Raw genomic sequence first — 18,207 nt, 5'->3', positions numbered from 1 at the left:
ACACCGCGAGACACCACCTCCCGAAAGCAGGCAGAGATGACCGCCACCGCCACCATCACCCTCCAGGACCGCATCCGCTCCGCCTACACCGTCGCCGCCGACTACGAGCGCCGCGTCTGGGTCGGCCTGGCCGAGGTGCGCATGTTCCTCCAGGACGTGCCCCGCGCCGAGGTGGACGAGGCGCTGCGCCTGATGAACCGCCTCCCCGAGGTGAGCCTGCTGCCCGAGTCCAACCAGAAGCTCCTCACCCGCGCGGACCGCGAGGCGGCCGTCCACTTCGGCGGCCAGGACAAGCACCTGCTCTGGATCGCCTGAGCCCCCCGGGGCGGCCCGCGTGGGGACGGGTCGCCCTCCTTCCCCTCTCCTCCCGAAAGCAGGACCCTGTGAACTCGATCAACCCGGCCGAGCTTGGCCTCGGCCGCCCGCAGGACCGCCCCCGACCGCAGCCGCTCACCGAGGCGGACAGCCCGTGCTGCGACCGGCCGGACTCCCACTACCACTGCTCGCAGTGCGGCGAGGTCACCGGCATGTACGGCCACCTCGTGGGCGACCGGATCATCTGCGACCCCGGCGAGCGCCGGGCCTACCGGGTGGTCCTCGCGCTGACGCCGCCCGCCGAGGACGCCCCGTGATCGCCCTCCCGCTGCGCGCCCGCGTCCTGCTGTACATGGCGGCCGGGCTCGCCAGGATCGCCCGCACGGCGGCCTCCTGGGGGGCGCGGTGACCACCGTCGAGCGCACGGAGCTCATCTGCTCAATGTCCCGCGCCGAGCACATCCGCATCCTGTCCCGGCTCGCCGGCCGCGACCCCGCTCTGTTCGACGAGCTGGCCGAGCAGGCCCGGGTGTCGGTGCGCGGCGGGCCCGAGCTGGACGCCGCCACCGAGGACGAGTACCGGAAGGAGAAGGCCCGATGACGGGACCCGAGCACTACCGCGAGGCCGAGAAGCTGCTGGCACAGTACGGCGACCCCGAGTTTGCGGCGATCGACCTCGCCGCCGCCCAGGTGCACGCGACGCTCGCCCTCGCCGCCGCGACCGCCCTCGCCCGGGTCGACGGCGACAGGGCGAGCGTGACCTACAACGCGTGGCACGAGGCCGCCGGGCTCCCGCGATGAGCACGGTTATCGGCAAGAGCGAAGGCATCGCGCACGGCACCCTGAAGGGCTACAAGCAGCACCGATACCGGAAAGTCGAGTCCTGCGAGCCGTGCCTCAAGGCGGTGCGCGAGGACTACGCGCGCCGGAAGGCCGTCCGCACCACGCCGCGCGTCCGTAAGCCGCAGGCGGCCGCCGTTGCACCCGAGCCCGCGCCGTGGGGCCTGGTGCACGGCGACACCGCCCGCGAGCCCGCCCTCACCTACATCCCCTACCGCGACGCCGAAGGCCAGGAGGCCGAACGTCGCGAGCAGCTCGCGGCAGCGCTCTGCGTGGCCGGACGAGCCCGGGACGTCGCCGACTGCAAGGAGTTGCTCGACATGCTCGGTCTCCTCGCCGTCGTCGAGAACAGCCCCGAGGGCGCCCGATGAGCACGCCCGTCGACGCCCTGGTCGCCGAGCTGGACGGAGTCATCGAGTCCGCCATCGCCAATGCCCCGCGCAGTCTTCAGACGCGCATCGGGCCGAGCGAGATGGGCATCCCGTGCGACCTGCGCCTCGGCTACAAGCTGCTCGGCCACCCCGAGACCAACGCAGCGCGCAGCGTGGCCTGGAAGCCGTTCGTGGGTACCGCCGTGCACGACTCGCTCAAGCTGGTCTTTTCCTTCGCGAACTACGCCCTGCCGACGTGGGCCGAGGACGGCATCCCCCGCTACCACGTCGAGGAGAAAGTCGTCGTCGGTCAGGTGAACGGCGACGACATCGACGGCTCGTGCGACATGTACGTCGACGGCACCGTCGTCGACTGGAAGATCGTGGGCGGCCCCTCGCTGCGCAAGTACAAGGCCGAGGGCCCCGGCGACCAGTACCGCAAGCAGGCCCACCTCTACGGCTGGGGCTGGGCCCAGCGCGGGTTCCCCGTCGAGAACGTGGCCGTCTACTTCCTGCCGCGCGACCAGGAGTGGCGGCAGCGCTACTTCTGGTCCGAGCCGTTCGACGAGGCGCTCGCGCTGGAGACCGTGTCCAAGGTCGACGGCATCGCCAAGCTCGTCGGCGCCCTGGGCGTACGCGCGCTCCCCCTGCTGCGCACCGCGCCGGCCTGGTGCCGTTCCTGCCCGTGGCTCGCCCCGGGCTCCACCGACCTGGCCCGGGGTTGCCCGGGTCACCCCGACGCCACGGCGCCGGATTCGTCCCTCACCTCTCTCATCGCCTGACAGCGCAACCAAGGAACCAAGGAGCACAGGAACCCATGACCACCCAGTACGTTGACCCGAACGCCTTCCTGATGGGCGGCGGCATCCCCTCCGCCAAGTTCGAGACCATCGGCACCACCGTGTCGGGGCCCATCACCGAGCAGCCGAAGGTCGATCAGCAGACCGACATCGACACCGGCAAGCCGCTGTTCTGGGACGACGGCCGCCCGCGGCAGCAGCTCGTCGTGACGGTGCAGACCGACCTGCGCGACCCCGCGATCGAGGACGACGATGGCCTGCGCCGCTTCTACATCAAGTTCAAGATGCAGGACGCGGTGCGCGAGGCCGTGCGCAAGGCTCGCTCGAAGGGGCTGGAGATCGGGGGCGTGCTCTCGATCACCTACGTCGCGGACGACGAGGCCAAGACCAGGGGCAAGAACCCGGCGAAGCTCTACAGCGCCGTGTACACCCCGCCGTCGGCCGCGCAGGCGAACGACTTCCTGAACGGCGGTCAGCCCGCGCCCGCCGCTCCTCAGGCTCCGCAGCAGTACGCGCCCCCGGCCGCGCCTCCCGCCCCGCAGGCGGCGCCCGCGCCCGCTCCGGCGGCGGCCCCGGCCGGCGTCGACGCGGGGGCACTCCAGGCCGCGCTGGCCAGTCTGAGCCCCGAGCAGCGGGCAGCGCTGAAGCTCTGACCTCCTGATCGTGGGGGCGTCGCGAGGTTACGGCGCCCGGCGTCGACCCCGGCCGACGGGCCGGAGAGCCGGGCGCGTGCTCAGTAGAGGCCGACGCCCCCGCCCCCGCGCCGTGCCGCCGTCTCGCGGTGGCAGGCATGGCGCGGGTCCTCGTTCCCGCCGGTCGTGGGGAAGCGACCAGCGCGGGAACCACAGGCCCCCGTGCCGCCTCTGGGAGGTGGCGGCACGGGGGCTTCGCCCTACGGCAGACGCCCGGGTTCGAGTCCCGGGGAGGGCGCGCAGACGTGCCAGCACGACATCAGCGGGAGGGCGTTTTGAAGATCGCAGCCATAGAGACCCGCTACGCGGGATGCCGCTTCCGTTCCCGGCTGGAGGCCCGGTGGGCCGTCTTCTTCGACCACCTCGGCATCCGCTGGGAGTACGAGCCTGAGGGGTTTGAGCTCGCCCCCCTTTCCGAAGAGCGCATCTCGATGCTTTCCGGGCTTGGCTATTACGGCCTGGGGGACGAAGAGCGCGTTCACCTTGGGTCTTATCTTCCCGACTTCTGGCTTCCCCAGCAGGAGGCGTGGTTGGAGATCAAGGGGACCGAGCCGTCGGAGCGCGACTGGAAGCGCTTCGTGCGATTCTCCCTACTTGTCGATCATCGTGCCTTCCTCGTGGCCGGCAACATCCCCGATCCCCGCACCATCGACAGCGCCGGGCATCCATACGGCGCCGATTTCGAGATCCACACCTACGGCGACCACCATTACGCATGGACGCGCTGCCTGCGGTGCGGACTCTACGACATCACTTTCGACGCCCGATCGGCTCGCACTCGCTGCGGCTGCCACCGCAAGGCATACCCCGGCATATCCGCACCGTGCTGCAACGGTGACAAGTGCTACAACGGGGATGACCTCGACATCATCGCCGCCTACACGGCCGCACGGTCCGCGCGCTTCGAGCATGGCGAGTCCGGCGCGTGACCGAGCTGCACATCCCCGAGGTCGACGACGACTCCGACACCCTCGGCGCCGCGCTCGCCTACGCGCGCGCCGGCTGGTACGTGCTCCCCGTCGACCAGGCCACCAAGCACGCAGGCTCCGTGCTCGGTAAGGGCTGGCCGTCCAAGAGCTCGCGCGACCCCGAGCAGATCATCGCGTGGTTCGCGGGGACCGACGACGCGCTCGCCCTGCACGTCGGCCGCAGTGGCGCGATCGTCTTCGACGTCGACCGGCCCGAGGCGCTGCCCTCGCTCATGGTGGCCGCGCTCGGCGTCGTCCCCGGCCCGTTCCAGTCGACGCGCGAGGGCGACGAGCGCAGGGGGCACTACTTCTACGCCGCCCCGCCCGGCCGCGTCCTCGGCAACCGCCTCGGCGGCCTCGGCAAGGGCTGGGGCGAGGTCCGCGGGAAGAACGGCATCGTCGTCGTCGCGCCCTCGACGCACGAGAAGAAGTCCGAGGGCGGCCGGTACCACTGGGTGCGCACCGGCTCGCTGCCCCTGCTCCCGCAGCCCGTCGCGGCCGAGCTGCCCGACGCCGGCGACTCCGCGGACGCGGCCACCGACGGCGAAGTGCGCGCGTTCCTCGACCGGCACACCGCACGCGAGCGCCCCGAGCTGCTGCATGGCGTGCTGACGCAGGTCGCCACCGCGCTGGCCACCGGCGAGTCCCGGCACGGCATCGCGCTGCGCGCCACCGCGGGGGCGATGCGCGAGGCCGCCGCAGGCCTGTACCCGGCGCTGGAGGCCGCCACGGCACTCCTGGAGGCGTTCACCCGTGCCATGGCCACCAGCCGCGACGGCTCCGAGCGGACGCTCACCTGGGCGCAGGCGCGCGGGGAGTTCATGGGCATCCTCGCCTGGGCGGTCGCCCAGGTGCACGCCGCCGATCTCGCCGCGGTGCGCGCCGACGTCGACACCCGGCTCGCGCCCGGCGACGCCCTGGCGGGGCTCATCGCGCCGCAGGACCGTACCGCGGAGCCGCCCCCTTTCGGCGGTGACACCTTCTTGCCGGAGGTGGCAAAAAGCCAGGTCGACGACCCGCTCGGCGCCGCCGAGGCCGCGCGGGAGCGCACCTCGTGGTGGCCGCGCGGCCTGGGCTCCATCGTCACCGGCGTCGAGGAGGAGCCGCCCCCGGCCGTCCTCGCACGCCTCGACGGCGCGCGCCTGTTCTACGCCAGGAAGGTCAACGCGCTCCTCGGCGAGTCCGAGTCCGGGAAGACCTGGGTGGCGCTGCTCGCCGTCGTGCAGACGCTCGCCGAGGGCGGCACGGTGGTGTACCTCGACTTCGAGGACACCGCCTCGGGCATCGTCGGCCGGGCCCGGGCCCTGGGCATCCCCGACGACGTCATCGTCTCCCGGCTGTCCTACATCGGGCCCGACGAGGTGCTGCACGCCGCGGCATCCGAAGACCTGCGCGAGCACCTGGCCGCGGTGCGGCCGGCGCTCATCGTGCTGGACGGCTGGAACGCGGCCATGACGCTCCTCGGGCTGAACCTGGAGTCCAACACCGACGCGACCAGGTTCGCCCAGATGCTGCTGAAGCCCTTGGCGGCGACGGGCGCCGCAGTGGTGGCCATCGACCACGTGCCGAAGAACAAGGAGAACCGCGGAAAGGGCGGAATCGGCGCGCAGGCGAAAAGGGCGATGCTCACCGGGTGCGCGATAACCGTAGAAGTGGCCGAGCCATTCGGGCGGGGAATGACGGGCCGCCTGCGCCTGCACGTCGACAAGGACCGTGCCGGGCACGTGCGCGCGGTGAGCGCCGAGGCGAAATTCGCGGGTACGGCCATTCTGGAATCGGATGCGAATACGGGAAAGGTCACCGTTTCGATTCGGCCGCCGGACATGGGAACGCGAACCGAGCGGGAACAGGACCGTCGGGCGCCGCTCATGGAAGCGATCTGCGGCTACTTGCAGGGCAACCCGCAGGCCCCGCAGAACGAGATCTACCGCAACGTCGAGGGCCGCCAGAGCGACGTGAAGGAAGCCTTGGAGGAGCTCGTCCGCGGCGAGTACGTCGTCCGCCGGAAGGCCGGCCAGGCGTACCTGCACACGGTGGTCCGGCTGTACAGCCCCTTGGCTGCCCTTGCGGGCATGTCCGGATTGCCCGTGTCCGTCCCATCGGGACACGGTGGACACGGTGCCGAGAAACCTGCCCAGAAGTCCGATACAACCGTGTCCGCCCGATTCGGGACACGGTTGGGACACGGTTCCGACCCCCAATCGAACCGTGTCCCGCCCCCTCCCTTTAGGGGGGCGGACACGGTCGATGGGGAGGACGAGCGCGACCCCTCAGACCTCATCGCCCCCACGCCTTGGATCTTGGTCGGCGGCGAACGCGTCGACCCGCGCACCGGGGAGCTCCTCGACACCGAGGGCGCGACGTGATCCCCGCCTGGCTCCTCGCCAAGGGCGGCGGCAACCTCCGCACCGCCGGCGCCCGGCAGTGCCCCTGCGGAGCCTCGGTGCTCGCCGGCCTGGATGCCGATCGCGCCGCCATGAACGCCGTCGTCGATCTGGCGCCCGTCGACGAAATGGGCGAGGTGCTCGCCATCGCCCAAGGCCGCGCGACATACGACCTCGTCGGCGACAGCAGAAGAAAAGAACTCGAATACCGCTACGAATGGAATATTCGAGCCAAACGCAGATATCCCGTATTAGTGGCCCACAAATGCGGGGCTCCCATTCCGGCTGCACCACCCACCGAGGTACCCGATAAATCGCCAGGGGGATTTGATGACGACCGCTGCCCGTTCTGAACTCGCCACGGCTGTAGCCGCGGATCTGGTCTGGGTTGCGCACTACTGGCCCGATCTGGCAGAGTCCCGGATGCCGGGAACGGCGCGGCCCTGGCGGCAGCCGCACCTGACCCCCGAGCAGGCCGAGGAGCGCGACCAGCAGGCGCGCATCGAACGCCTCGAACGAGTCGGCGTGATGCCCGGCGAGCACCCGGCGCCGGTCGACGTCGGAGTCCTCGACACCATGGCGAGCATCCTCGCCGACGCCGTCGTCATCGCCGACGAGATCCACCACCGCACACTGATCGCGGCCCCCGAGGCACCTTCCACGGCCTACGCCGACGCCCGGCCCTACCTGAACTACGCCGCGCGCAACCTGCACTTCACCGACATCGCCGACTGGGCCGCCCCCATCGCCTGCAAGATGGTCGACCAGACTGCGCGCACCCTCGCTCTCGTCCTCGACGGGCAGTTCCTCGATGTCGAGTGCCCCTGGTGCCACGGTGTCACCGAGCAGGCCCCGGCCGGCGGCGCGCGCACCTGGCGCGTCTACGCGCTCCCGGGGGACATGATCGCCATCGTCTGCGAGGGCATCTGCGAGCCGCCGCACCGCGAGGTCGGTACCTGGTGGCGCGGACACCCCTGCTGGCCCCTGAGCGACTGGGAGGGCCTCGCGCGACGGGTCATGCCGGAAGCCGAGCAGGCCGCCCACGCCCGGGAGATGATCGCCTCATGAGCGCCGAACTGGTCGACTTTTTGAAGGCCCGCCTCGACGAGGACGAGCAGACGGCACTGGACTGGCAGCGCCACAAGCAGGCCCTCACCGAGCAGTACACGGCCGATCCCAAAAGGCAGCATGTCCGCCCGTTCCGTACACGCGTGACCGACGCGCAGGTCGCCGAGTACGCCCACGCCAGCCGTTTCGACCCGGCCCGGGTACTCCGCGAAGTCGAGGCCAAACGCCGAATCCTCGCCCTTCACAAGGAGTGCGACGCGCGCTGCTACATCGTCCAGGTACTAGCCGTGCCGTACGACGACCACCCGGATTACCGCGCGGAATGGCGTCCGTGATCGTTCAGGTTGACGCAGGTCGAAGCCCTGTGGATAATCACCCCTGATACTTCATACCTTGATCCAGAACGCCCCGCCGGCCGCCACCGCGGGGCGTTCGGCGTTCCAGGGGGTGCCCATGTGCCTCCTCGTCCACGACTGGCGCCTCGTCGAGGCCGTCGGCAACGTCCAGCGATACAAGTGCCAGAGATGCCCGAAGACCAGGATCAGCATCAAGTCCGGGCAGTCGCCGAGGAAGCGCAGGAGGTGACCGTGTGCCCCAGGGCAAACCCCTCGACCCCGCCAAGCGCGCCGCCATCCTCGCCGACATCGACGCCGGCAAGAACCGCAACGAGATCGCACGCAGACAGGAAGTCAGCGCCAGCACCGTAAGCCGTATCGCCGCAGCGCACGGACGCAGCTTCGACCGGTCCAGCGTCGAAACGGCCACGCGCGCACGGCAGGCCGACAACAAGGCGCGCCGCGCCGCCCTCGCCACAGCCGCCCTCGACGACGCCGACGCCATGCGCCGCCGCGCGCTCGCCGCCGAGGCCGGGCGCGACGCCCGCGACTTCGCCACCGCCTACGGCATCTTCATCGACAAGCACGCCGTCCTCGAACGCCTCGACTCCGACGGCGGAACCGAGCAGGCCCGCAGCATGCTCGGCGCCCTCGCCGCCGGCCTCCAGGCCGCCGCCCAGCAACTCGACGACCCGCCGCCCGCCGATGCTCCTTGACGCCGTCACCAGGGTCCTCTCGCCCAAGCAGATCCGCTCCATCGTCGGCGCCCAGCAGACCCCGCAGATCGCCCTGTGGTCCGGCGCGGTCTCCTCGGGCAAGACCATCGCCTCGCTGCTGGCCTTCCTGATCGCACTGCTCGCCGCGCCCGATCACGGCCTCGTCGTCATCGTCGGCAGGACGTTGCAGACCATCGAGCGCAACATCATCGACCCGCTCCAGTCCTCTCACCTGTTCGGCATGCTGGCCGGCCAGGTGCACCACACCACCGGCTCGACGACCGCCGTCATCCTCGGCCGCACCGTTCACCTCATCGGCGCGACCAACGTCCTGGCCGAGGGACGCATCCGAGGCGCCACCGTCGGCCTGGCCTATGTCGATGAGGCGACCCTGATCCCGCAAGGGTTCTGGATGATGCTGCTGTCTCGCTTGCGCGTTCCCGGGGCCAAGTTGTTGGCCACCACTAACCCCGACGGCCCCGGGCACTGGCTGCGCAAGGACTTCATTGCGCGCCCGGCCGAGATCGGCATGCGGCACTGGCACTTCACCCTCGACGACAACCCCTCGCTGGAGCCCTCCTACATCGCCCGGCTCAAGGCCCAGTACGTCGGCCTGTGGTACCGCCGCTTCATCGAAGGTCAGTGGTGCCTCGCCGAAGGTGCCATCTACGAGATGTTCGACGACCAGCGCCACGTCGTCGACGACCTGCCCGGCATCGACCGATGGTTCTCCCTCGGCATCGACTACGGCACCGTCAACCCCTTCGCCGCGCTCGCCATCGGCCTCGGCGAAGACCGCCGCCTGCACGTCGTCGCCGAATACCGCCACGACTCGCGCACCGCCCGCCGGCAGCTCACCGACGGCGAGTACAGCGAGCGCCTGCGCGTGTGGCTCGCCCAGGTCGAGCGCCCACGCGAGCAGGGAAAGACGCGCGGCATCACCCCGGAGCGCATCTACGTCGACCCGAGCGCGGCGTCGTTCATGACGCAGCTCTGGTCGGACAAGGTGCCCAGCGTCTCGGCCGCCAACAACAGCGTCATCGACGGCATCCGCACCGTCTCCACCCTCCTCGGCGCCGACCAGCTCCGCATCCACCACTCATGCGAGGGCCTGCTCGCCGAGCTGCCCGGGTATTCGTGGGACGACAAGGCGGCCGAGAAGGGTGAGGACAAGCCCCTGAAGGTCGATGATCACGGGTGTGACGCCCTGCGGTACGCGCTGCACTCCTCGGCGTGGCTGTGGCGTCCGCTGGTGCGGCCGGCGCTCTCTCTGGCCGCCTGAACCCGCCGGTAACTTGCGGGAACCACACTTCTCGTGACCAACCCATGAACGTAGGATCCGGTGCCCGACTGCCCGCCTCTGGCCACGGCGGCAGGGCCAGAGGGCTCAATGTGTGGAGAACCCCGGGCCGAATCCCCGGTTACGTAACTCGCCGGATCCTGCACCCTCTCATCCCTCGGAGGTCCCTCATGGCCGCACGCAAGATCCACATCCACACGCAACGGGGCAGAGGATTCATCGAGGTCGACGGCAAAAACGCCAAGGGCATACGCGGATTCACAGTCCAGGGCACTGTCAACGACTGGCCGACGGCCACCCTAGACGTCATCCTGTTCGAGGCCGAGATCGACGGCAAGGCGTACGTGGACGTCCCCGAGAAGACGCGGGACACACTCATCGCACTCGGTTGGACGCCGCCCGGCGAGCCCTCTGAGATCGCAGCACTCCCCACCGACCCACGTACGCGCCCCTGCTGCCCGTACGGCTCGCATGGAGTCAACGAGCCGTGCCGTCATGCGGACGGCAGGCCCGTCCGCATGTCCGAGCAGGCCGAGATTCGCGCACGCTACCCACTGGACTGAGAGGACGACGCCATGCCGCTCCCCGCGCCCAACACGGCATGGCCACCCCCCGCCCTCGCCGATATCTACCGCGACTACGACGAAGCCGACGCCTGGTACTCCGGCGACAAGACCCGCCTCGCCACCCACTACACCCGCGCCGCCCAACCCGGCCGCGACCGCGAACACTGGCACCAGTACGTCCACCGCATGTGGGCCCAATCCCACGACCTCACCCGGCCCGACTCCCGCCTGCACGTCCCCCTCGCCGGCGACATCGCCGCCACGAGCGCCGACCTCCTCTTCAGCGAACCCCCCACGTTCACCGTCGAGGACGCCACGACGCAGGAGCGCCTGGAGGAGATCCTCGAAGAGGGCGGCGTCCACATGCGGCTGCTGGAGGCCGCCGAGGTCGACTCAGGGCTTGGCGACGTCTACATCAAGCTCTGCTGGGACGCCGACGTCGCCCAGCGCCCCATCTGGGCCATCGAGCACGGCGACGCCGCCATCCCCACCTTCCGCTGGGGCCGTCTGGTCGAGGTGACGTTCTGGCGGGAACTCGAACGGTCTGGCGACCAGGTCGTCCGCTTCCTGGAGCACCACGAGCCCGGCCTCCTCACCTACGCCGCGTTCCAGGGCACCAGCCAGAACCTCGGCCAGACCATCCCCCTCGACTCCCGCGAGGACACCAAGGAGCTGGCGGCCGGAGCCGACGCCGACGGCCGCCGGGCCACCGGCATCGGCCCGCTACTCACCGCGACGCACATCCCCAACATGCGCCCCAACCGGCGGCATCGCGGCCTGCCCTTCGGCCGCTCCGACTACGCCGCCCCCTGCTACGACCTGTTCGACGCCCTCGACCAGGTGTGGACGAGCCTGATGCGGGACATCCGTCTCGCCCGGGCCAGGCTCATCGTCCCGCAGGGGTACCTGACCAACCTCGGGGCCGGGCAGGGCGCCGCGTTCGACGCCGAGCGCGAGGTGTTCCAAGAGCTCACCATGGACCCGTCCCAGTCGGGCGGGATCACGCTCACCCAGTTCGAGCTTCGCGTCGCCGACCACATGCAGTCCGCCGAGTCCATCATCGGCCAGGCCGTCCGGAGCGCCGGCTACAGCGCGCAGAGCTTCGGCCTGGCCGGGGACGTCGCCGTCACCGCGACCGAGGTCGCCGCGCGCGAACGCCGCTCGATGGTCACCCGCGACCGGAAGATCCAGTACTGGGTTCCGGCGCTGCGGCGCATCGTCGAGGCCACCCTCGCCCTCGACCGCGCCCTCGGCTGGTCCACCGTCGAACCGGTGATGCCGACCGTCGAGTTCGGGAGCGCCGTCTCCCAGGACGCCGAGTCCGTAGCCCGCACACTCCAGATGCTCGAAGCCGCGCGCGCCGTCTCCAGCGACACCAAGGTCCGCATGCTGCATCCCGACTGGGACGACGAGCAGGTGCGGGACGAGGTGCAGCGCATCAAGGACGACGAGGGCACGCCCGTCGCCGACCCGCTCGCCCTGCGTCCCGGTGACCAGCAACCCGCCGAGGGCGAGGAACCGCCGCCCGGCGAGGCCCCTGCGGACGACGAGACGTGAAACGCCTGCTCAGATGACCGATGTGTGATCATGGCGGATTTTATTAACCATGATCACACATCGTCGAGGAGGTCCTCGTGGCCGTCGACCAGGACCACCTCGACGACATCGCCGCCAGCGTCACCGACCTCTACCGCGAGCTGGAGAGCGCGCTCAACCGCACCATCGCCCAGCGCCTTGCCGACGAACTCGACTCGCCCTTCCAGATCACCAAGCTCGACGCCGTCGGCGCGCTCCGCCGCTCCGCCCAGCTCCTCATCAGCACCCTCCAGGCCACCCGCGCGCGCGTCGTCCGCGACGCCATCGGCCAGGCGTACCGCGACGGCTACGGCTCGGCGCTCACCGACCTCCCCGAGGGATGGTTCCCGCGGTCCGGCATCGGCCAGGCCGCGCGCGCAGCCCAGCAGGAGATCCCGAACGCGCCCGTCATCGAGAACATCGCCCAGGCCCTGCACCGCGACCTCGGACGCGTCGAAGGCAACATCCTCCGGAACGTCCTGGACGCTTACCGCTCGGTGCAGGCCGCCGCCGCGGCGCGCATCGTCTCCGGCGCGTTCACCCGGCGGCAGGCCGCACAGGCCGCGTGGCAGCGCCTCGTCGACCGCGGGGTCACCTCGTTCGCCGACTCGGCCGGCCGCCGCTGGAAGCTCTCCAGCTACGCCGAGATGATCACGCGCACCAACGCGGCCCGCGCCGCCGTGCAAGGCCAGACCGACCGGCTCACCACCATCGGCGTGCGGCTCGTCATCGCCTCCGACCACGGCCAGGAGTGCAAGCTCTGCCGCCCCTACGAGGGCAAGATCCTCGCCATCTCCGGGCCCACGGGGCAGGTCCAGGTCCAGCACGCCACCCGCGACGGCGAGATGGTCACCGTCGACGTCATCGACACCCTCGACGGCGCGCGAGCCAAGGGGTTCCAGCACCCCAACTGCCGGCACTCCGTCAGCGCCTACCTGCCTGGCCTCACCAAGCAGCTCCGGGACACCGCCGACCCCCAGGGCGACCAGGCCCGCCAGCGCCAGCGCGAGATCGAACGGCAGATCAGGAAGTTCAAGGAGCGTGCCGGCACCGCCCTCACCCCCGAGGGCAAGAAGGCCGCGAACGCCAAGGTGCGCCAGTGGCAGGGCGAGTTGCGCAACCACCTCGCCGCCCACCCCGACTTGAAGCGCCTGCGCTACCGCGAGCAGCCCGGGGCCGGCAACACCCCGCCCAAGAGCGGTCCGGCCGGCGGGCCCGTCGGCGACCTCCAGCCACCCGTGCAGCCCACCCTCGACGGCGGCCCCGGCGCGCGGCGCCCCACCCCCGAGGCCGAGCAACCGCGCGCGGGCGACGAGCAGGTACCCGGACAGCAGGACCTCCTCGACCTCAAGCCCGCGCGGAAACCGCGAGCGAAGGCCGCGCCGAAGCCCAAGACCGGGCCGCGCGGCCCGCGGAAGCCGAAGGGCAAGGCCCGGAAGTACCACCGCGACCTCGACGGCATCGAGGACCTCGCCGATGCGGTCGAGAACGGCTTCCCCCCGGACGACCGGCGCCCGCTCGGCGGCGGCGCGGTCGCCGACGTCGAGCTGCTCACCCTGAAGGGCGGCCGGAAGGTCGTCCGGAAGAAGGCCCGGCCGACGAGCGGCGGCATCCAAGAGGCCGCGGGCGAGCAGATCGCCTCCAAGGTCGCCCAGAAGCTCGGCCTACGCGCGCCGAAGGTGTACCGGCGCGACGAGGACGAGATCTTCATGGACTATGTCGACAACGCCAAGACGGCCGACGACATCACCGGGTGGGGCCAAGACCCGCCGAAGCGCGTCAAGGACGTGCCGAACACCGACAACGGCAAGCGGCTCGGCCTTCTCGACCTGCTCATCCACAACTACGACCGCAACGCGGGCAACTGGATGCTCGACGAGGACGACCAGCTCATCCCGATCGACCACGGTGTGGCCTACACGGAGATGCTCGACGGCAACCGGGTCGACCTGGAGTACATCTACAGCCCGTTCGCCGAGCACTACACCCAGGGCGATAATCCCCTGACGCGCGAGGACGTGGACGACGTGCGCCGCCGCCTGGAGGAGCTGAGGCCCGACTTCGAGCACATCGGGCACGGCGACTGGCTCGACTACTCGCTTCGCGTGCTCGACGAACTGGCGAAACGGGCAACGGGCACCCGGAACCTGTTCGCCGGAGTACGGTGACCACCATGTCGATCGTGATGGACATCGTGACCGTGGACGGCGGCCGGCTCGTCTCCCGCGCGACGCTCGCCGACGACGGCACGGTCACCTACGAGGGCGGGGAGTCCGCGGCGTCCGCCGTGCGCCGATGGCGCATCCAGCACCCGGGCAAGGGCGAGGCCGACGCGGTGCGCGCGCTCGCGCGTGAGGGCTGGTCGAACGGCTACCTCATGGTGGCCACCAACACCACGCCCTGACCTCAGTGCGGGTCGGGGCAGTTCATCGCCGTCGTCGGATAGGAGTCGGCGGTGACCCGGCCGCCGGTCTTCAACTGCGAGGTGCGCTCATCCGCCACGTACTCGCCTTGGCAGACGTACGTCCTCGCCGCCGCTGACCGTACGACCATCACCGTCAGATAGTCGCGGTCGCCCGCGTTCTTCTCGATCCAGTCCGTGATCGCCGCGCGCGCGGTCGCGACCGTGGCGTCTTGCACGAGCAGGTCGACGCCGTCCTTCCGGGTCTTGACCACTTCGTAGTCCGGCGCGGCCTTCGCCGATGCCCTCGGAGCCGCGGCCGGCTCCTCCCCGCCGTCCAGCACCGCGGCGACGATGCCTACCGCGACCAGCGCGCCGATCACTGCCAGCACCAGCGGCGCGCGGCTCTTCCGCTTCGGAGCGGGCGGCGGCATCGGCGGCTGGTACGGCGGGGGCGGCCCCCACTGCTGCTGCGGAGGAGCGGGAGGCCACGGGCCGGGCGCGGGGGGCTGCTGAGGCTGCATGCCCGAACGGTACGGGCTGCCCTAGATCGTTCCATCAGGTTGATCCTGAATGGATGCCCGAAAAGGGCGATATTGCACAACCTGAATCAAGACGGACGGGCCAGGAGCCCGCCACACCAACGCCCCAGGAGGGCAACAGCATGCAGCACCCCCTGCCGACGACGCCCGGCGCGCTCCTCGGCTACCGCAAGAACGGCCGCCCCATCTACCTCCTCGCCGGCGGGTCCGGTGAGGGCGACGCGGGCGGACAGAACACCGGACAGCCCGGCACCGAGAACACCGGCTCGCAGGGCTCCGACCAGGGCGAACCGTCCGGCCAGCAGGGACAGTCGAGCGGACAGCAGACCGGCCAGAACGACAGCGGGGGCGACGTCGCCTCGCTGCCCGACTGGGCGCAGAAGCTCATCCGCGACGCCCGCGCCGAAGCGGCTTCGAGCCGCACCAACGCCAAGCAGCAGGCCGCCAACGAGGCGAGGCAGGACCTCGCCCAGCAGATCGGCAAGATCGTGGGCCTGGTGAAGGGTGACGACGCGCCGGCCGACCCCGCGAAGCTCGCCCAGCAGATCGGCGACCTGTCCGGCGAGAACCGGAGCCTTCGCACCGAGCTGGCCGTCTTCAAGGCCGCCGCCAAGGTCGGCGCCGACGCCGCCAAGCTCACCGACTCGCGCAGCTTCCTCGCCCAGCTCGACAAGCTCGACCCCTCAGCCGACGGCTTCGACGCCAAGCTCCGCGAGCTGATGAAGAAGACCGTCGAAGACAACCCGATCTACCGCGCCGACGCCGCGCCCGCGCCCCGCGGCGGCGCCGAACCCCCCGGCCGGCCGGGCAAGACCGGCAAGGCCGACAACCTCACCGACGCGATAACCGCCAAGCTCGCCAAGACGGGCGGCGGCTGACCCGAATGGAGTAGCCCGACATGCCCGTCTCTCTCGCCCAGGCGAAGCTTCTGACGACCGACGACGTCGACATCCAGGTGATCGACGAGTTCCGGAAGAACAACTTCCTGCTCGACCGGCTCACCTTCGACGACGTGGTCTCCGGGGCCGGCAACGGCGCCACGCTCACCTACGGGTACCAGCGGCTCATCACTCAGGCGACCGCCGCGTTCCGCGCGATCAACTCCGAGTACACGCCCCAGGAAGTCACCAAGCAGCGGTACAGCGTCGACCTGAAGCCCCTCGGTGGCAGCTTCCAGATCGACCGCGTGCTGAACCAGATGGCGGCCGGCGCGGAGACGGCGCTCCAGATGGCGCAGAAGATCAAGGCCGCGTCCGCGTTCTTCAACGACCAGGTCATCAACGGCGACACCGCCGTCGACGCCAACGGCTTCGACGGCCTGAACAAGATCCTGACGGGCACGAGCACCGAGTACCTGCCGCTGTCCAACGGAGTCAGCACCGGGTACATCGACCTGACCAGCGTCGACACCAAGGCCGAGGCGCTCGCCGTCATGGCGCACATCGACTCCTGGCTCGCCCTCATGGACGGCACCCCGGACGCCATCATCGGCAACCGCAAAACGATCGCGCTGCTCAAGTACGTCGCCGCGTGGGCCGAGATGATCGACAAGACCACCGACTCGTTCGGCCGGCCGGTCACCGCCTACAACGGCATCCAGTTCATCGACCTCGGCGCCAAGGCCGGATCGAACAACGACGTCGTCGGCCTGGTCACCCGGGACGCCGACGCAGGCGGCGCGGGCGGCAACATCACCGGCCTCGGCGACCTGTACGCGGTCCGCTTCGGCCTGGACGCCTTCCACGGGGTCAGCATGGCCGGCGCCCCGCTCGTCCAGACGTGGCTGCCGAACTTCAACGACGCGGGCGCCGTCAAGACCGGCGAGGTCGAGCTCGGCCCGGCCGCCGTCGTCCTCAAGGCGACCAAGGCCGCGGCGGTGCTGCGCAACCTCAAGAGCGCCTGAGCGGAGGCCGGGACATGGCACGGATCGTGGCTCCCAACCGGGAGTACAACGGCACCATCGGCGACGTGCAGTTCGAGAACGGCGTCGCCGAGACCGACAACCCCGCCGTCATCGCCTACTGCCGCGGCGCCGGGTACGAGATCGACGGCCACACCGAGCAGCGCGAGCAGGCCGAGCCGGTCGACTCGCGCGACGTCGAATACGTCCGCCTCGGCACGCCGCTGCGCGACGCCGCCGTCGACCCGCGCCCGGAGGACTTCCTGCCGCCGAGCAGCGCGGGCGAGGCCGACCCGCACGGCCCGCGCGTCGTCTCCCCGGGCGCGCACGCCGTCCCCCCGGCGCCGATCGTCCCGGGCCCGGTGTCCCCCGATCCCGATGAGCAGCAGGCCGCCGAGACCGAGGTCGCCCAGCGCGTCCTCGTCGAGGGGCAACCCGCCACGGTCGTGGCCGAGCGGTCCCGGCCCCCGCAGTCCGCGCCCAAGGCGGCATGGGTCGACTACGCGGTTTCGCAGGGCGCCGACCGCGAGCAGGCCGAGGCCACCAGCAAGGCCGATCTGATCGACCGCTACGGCCGCGACCAGGCCGACGAGGAGAAGTAACCCATGGCGCGCACGCCCATCACCGCCTCCACCACGCTCACCGAGGCGGGCATCGACCCGACCGCCGTGGACGCGGCCATCGAGGCCACCGACGGTAACTCCTTCGCGTGGCGCGAGCACCGGCTCCTGTTCGTCCTCAACGGCGACGACGCCGCCGTCACCCCGACGTTCCTCACCCCCGGCACGATCGGCCGCCAGTCGCTGCCCATCCAGGACTACCAGGCCGGCGCGTGCCCCGCGGGTGCCTACCGGATCTACGGCCCGTTCGGGCCCGAGTTCCGGCAGCCCGACGGCAGTGTCCACGTCAACTGGTCGGGCACCACGCCGTCCAACATCACCGCGGCCATCCTCGACGCCTGAGCGGCCCCGCAGACGCGCGCGCGGGTGACGGGTTGCGTCAGGGCTGAGGGGACTCGTCGGGGCCCGCACCCGCGTGCGTCAAACATGATCAGAAAGAAAGGGGGCGCCTCGTGGCGCTCAGCCCCGCAGGCAAGAACATCGCGCTGGACGCCCTCGGCGCCGCCGCCGACTTCGTCTCCCTGCACACCGCCGACCCCGGCACCACCGGCGCCAACGAGGTCACCGGCGGCTCCTACGCCCGCCAGACCAAGACCTGGAACGCGGCCTCCGGCGGCAACCTCGACGACTCCAACGCGCCGTCCTTCAACATCCCCGCCAGCACGACGATCAGCCACTTCGGCCTGTGGACCGAGGCGACCGGCGGCACGTTCCTCGGCGGCGGCGCGCTGTCGGCGAGCGAGTCCTACGGCGCGGCCGGCGGCACCTACCAGCTCACCGACGTCGACATCTCGCTGACCTGATCGGGGGCCCGG

25 protein-coding genes are annotated in these 18,207 nt (G+C 70.8%); 24 read left to right on the top strand and 1 reads right to left on the bottom strand.

The window, feature by feature from the left end; all coding sequences use genetic code 11:
• Positions 1–36: 36 nt before the first annotated feature.
• The 19 genes from BJ982_RS08250 (at position 37) to BJ982_RS08160 (ending at position 14,333) form a co-directional block, all read left to right on the top strand.
• The gene (locus tag BJ982_RS08250) at positions 37–315 is read left to right on the top strand and encodes a hypothetical protein (RefSeq protein ID WP_184878036.1); all 279 of its coding nucleotides are present in this window, start codon (positions 37–39) and stop codon (positions 313–315) included.
• Between the two features lie 68 nt (positions 316–383).
• Positions 384–632: a hypothetical protein gene (locus tag BJ982_RS08245; RefSeq protein WP_184878034.1), complete on the top strand. Its 249-nt coding sequence runs from the start codon at positions 384–386 to the stop codon at positions 630–632.
• 88 nt (positions 633–720) lie between these two features.
• The gene (locus BJ982_RS08240; RefSeq protein WP_184878032.1) at positions 721–915 is read left to right on the top strand and encodes a hypothetical protein; all 195 of its coding nucleotides are present in this window, start codon (positions 721–723) and stop codon (positions 913–915) included.
• Positions 912–1,115 (top strand): hypothetical protein, encoded by a 204-nt coding sequence (locus tag BJ982_RS08235; protein WP_184878030.1) that lies wholly within the window; start codon positions 912–914, stop codon positions 1,113–1,115. The genes BJ982_RS08240 and BJ982_RS08235 overlap by 4 nt, the downstream gene beginning before the upstream one ends.
• Positions 1,112–1,525 carry a hypothetical protein gene (locus tag BJ982_RS08230; RefSeq protein WP_184878028.1) on the top strand — a complete coding sequence of 138 codons (414 nt, stop codon included), beginning with the start codon at positions 1,112–1,114 and terminating at the stop codon, positions 1,523–1,525. Before BJ982_RS08235 ends, BJ982_RS08230 begins: the two co-directional genes overlap by 4 nt.
• Positions 1,522–2,307 (top strand): hypothetical protein, encoded by a 786-nt coding sequence (locus tag BJ982_RS08225; protein ID WP_184878026.1) that lies wholly within the window; start codon positions 1,522–1,524, stop codon positions 2,305–2,307. The genes BJ982_RS08230 and BJ982_RS08225 overlap by 4 nt, the downstream gene beginning before the upstream one ends.
• 35 nt (positions 2,308–2,342) lie before the next feature.
• Positions 2,343–2,978 carry a hypothetical protein gene (locus BJ982_RS08220; RefSeq protein WP_184878024.1) on the top strand — a complete coding sequence of 212 codons (636 nt, stop codon included), beginning with the start codon at positions 2,343–2,345 and terminating at the stop codon, positions 2,976–2,978.
• 314 nt (positions 2,979–3,292) lie between these two features.
• Positions 3,293–3,946 carry a PDDEXK family nuclease gene (locus tag BJ982_RS08215; protein WP_184889965.1) on the top strand — a complete coding sequence of 218 codons (654 nt, stop codon included), beginning with the start codon at positions 3,293–3,295 and terminating at the stop codon, positions 3,944–3,946.
• Positions 3,943–6,351: a bifunctional DNA primase/polymerase gene (locus BJ982_RS08210; RefSeq protein ID WP_184878022.1), complete on the top strand. Its 2,409-nt coding sequence runs from the start codon at positions 3,943–3,945 to the stop codon at positions 6,349–6,351. The genes BJ982_RS08215 and BJ982_RS08210 overlap by 4 nt, the downstream gene beginning before the upstream one ends.
• On the top strand, positions 6,348–6,722 hold the full coding sequence (locus tag BJ982_RS08205) for a hypothetical protein (protein ID WP_184878020.1): 375 nt from the start codon (positions 6,348–6,350) through the stop codon (positions 6,720–6,722). The genes BJ982_RS08210 and BJ982_RS08205 overlap by 4 nt, the downstream gene beginning before the upstream one ends.
• A gap of 70 nt (positions 6,723–6,792) precedes the next feature.
• Positions 6,793–7,437 carry a hypothetical protein gene (locus BJ982_RS08200; protein WP_184878018.1) on the top strand — a complete coding sequence of 215 codons (645 nt, stop codon included), beginning with the start codon at positions 6,793–6,795 and terminating at the stop codon, positions 7,435–7,437.
• Positions 7,434–7,772, top strand: a complete 339-nt coding sequence (locus tag BJ982_RS08195) for a DUF6221 family protein (RefSeq protein WP_184878016.1) — start codon at positions 7,434–7,436, stop codon at positions 7,770–7,772. The genes BJ982_RS08200 and BJ982_RS08195 overlap by 4 nt, the downstream gene beginning before the upstream one ends.
• A 58-nt stretch (positions 7,773–7,830) precedes the next feature.
• Positions 7,831–8,022: a hypothetical protein gene (locus BJ982_RS08190; protein ID WP_184878014.1), complete on the top strand. Its 192-nt coding sequence runs from the start codon at positions 7,831–7,833 to the stop codon at positions 8,020–8,022.
• Positions 8,023–8,026: 4 nt separating this feature from the next.
• Entirely contained in the window at positions 8,027–8,488 is a 462-nt protein-coding gene (locus tag BJ982_RS08185) for a helix-turn-helix domain-containing protein (RefSeq protein WP_184878011.1), read from the top strand.
• Positions 8,478–9,770 carry a PBSX family phage terminase large subunit gene (locus tag BJ982_RS08180; protein ID WP_184878009.1) on the top strand — a complete coding sequence of 431 codons (1,293 nt, stop codon included), beginning with the start codon at positions 8,478–8,480 and terminating at the stop codon, positions 9,768–9,770. Before BJ982_RS08185 ends, BJ982_RS08180 begins: the two co-directional genes overlap by 11 nt.
• 188 nt (positions 9,771–9,958) lie before the next feature.
• Complete coding sequence (locus tag BJ982_RS08175; RefSeq protein ID WP_184878006.1) at positions 9,959–10,351, top strand: hypothetical protein; 393 nt, start codon at positions 9,959–9,961, stop codon at positions 10,349–10,351.
• 12 nt (positions 10,352–10,363) lie between these two features.
• On the top strand, positions 10,364–11,911 hold the full coding sequence (locus BJ982_RS08170; protein WP_184878005.1) for a phage portal protein: 1,548 nt from the start codon (positions 10,364–10,366) through the stop codon (positions 11,909–11,911).
• Positions 11,912–11,988: 77 nt separating this feature from the next.
• Entirely contained in the window at positions 11,989–14,097 is a 2,109-nt protein-coding gene (locus BJ982_RS08165) for a phage minor capsid protein (RefSeq protein WP_184878003.1), read from the top strand.
• Between the two features lie 5 nt (positions 14,098–14,102).
• On the top strand, positions 14,103–14,333 hold the full coding sequence (locus BJ982_RS08160) for a hypothetical protein (protein WP_184878001.1): 231 nt from the start codon (positions 14,103–14,105) through the stop codon (positions 14,331–14,333).
• Between the two features lie 2 nt (positions 14,334–14,335).
• On the opposite strand, the gene BJ982_RS08155 is transcribed toward BJ982_RS08160, so the two are convergent.
• On the bottom strand, positions 14,336–14,854 hold the full coding sequence (locus BJ982_RS08155) for a hypothetical protein (RefSeq protein WP_184877999.1): 519 nt from the start codon (positions 14,852–14,854) through the stop codon (positions 14,336–14,338).
• Positions 14,855–14,994: 140 nt separating this feature from the next.
• On the opposite strand from BJ982_RS08155, the gene BJ982_RS08150 reads away from it, so the two are divergent.
• From BJ982_RS08150 to BJ982_RS08130, 5 genes are all read left to right on the top strand, one after another.
• Positions 14,995–15,750, top strand: coding sequence for a hypothetical protein (locus BJ982_RS08150; RefSeq protein ID WP_184877997.1), 756 nt, complete (start codon positions 14,995–14,997; stop codon positions 15,748–15,750).
• A 20-nt stretch (positions 15,751–15,770) separates the two neighbouring features.
• Positions 15,771–16,775: a major capsid protein gene (locus BJ982_RS08145; protein ID WP_184877995.1), complete on the top strand. Its 1,005-nt coding sequence runs from the start codon at positions 15,771–15,773 to the stop codon at positions 16,773–16,775.
• A gap of 14 nt (positions 16,776–16,789) precedes the next feature.
• On the top strand, positions 16,790–17,374 hold the full coding sequence (locus BJ982_RS08140) for a hypothetical protein (RefSeq protein ID WP_184877993.1): 585 nt from the start codon (positions 16,790–16,792) through the stop codon (positions 17,372–17,374).
• A 3-nt stretch (positions 17,375–17,377) separates the two neighbouring features.
• A complete protein-coding gene (locus BJ982_RS08135) occupies positions 17,378–17,734 on the top strand; it encodes a hypothetical protein (RefSeq protein WP_184877991.1) in 357 nt (118 codons plus the stop codon).
• A 110-nt stretch (positions 17,735–17,844) separates the two neighbouring features.
• Positions 17,845–18,195, top strand: a complete 351-nt coding sequence (locus BJ982_RS08130) for a phage tail fiber protein (RefSeq protein ID WP_184877989.1) — start codon at positions 17,845–17,847, stop codon at positions 18,193–18,195.
• The last annotated feature ends 12 nt before the right edge of the window (positions 18,196–18,207 follow it).

The organism is Sphaerisporangium siamense (assembly GCF_014205275.1).
In the GTDB taxonomy this organism is placed as follows: domain Bacteria; phylum Actinomycetota; class Actinomycetes; order Streptosporangiales; family Streptosporangiaceae; genus Sphaerisporangium; species Sphaerisporangium siamense.
The sequence above is the reverse complement of the archived record's forward strand: the minus strand, read 5'-3'. Positions and strand labels throughout refer to the sequence as shown.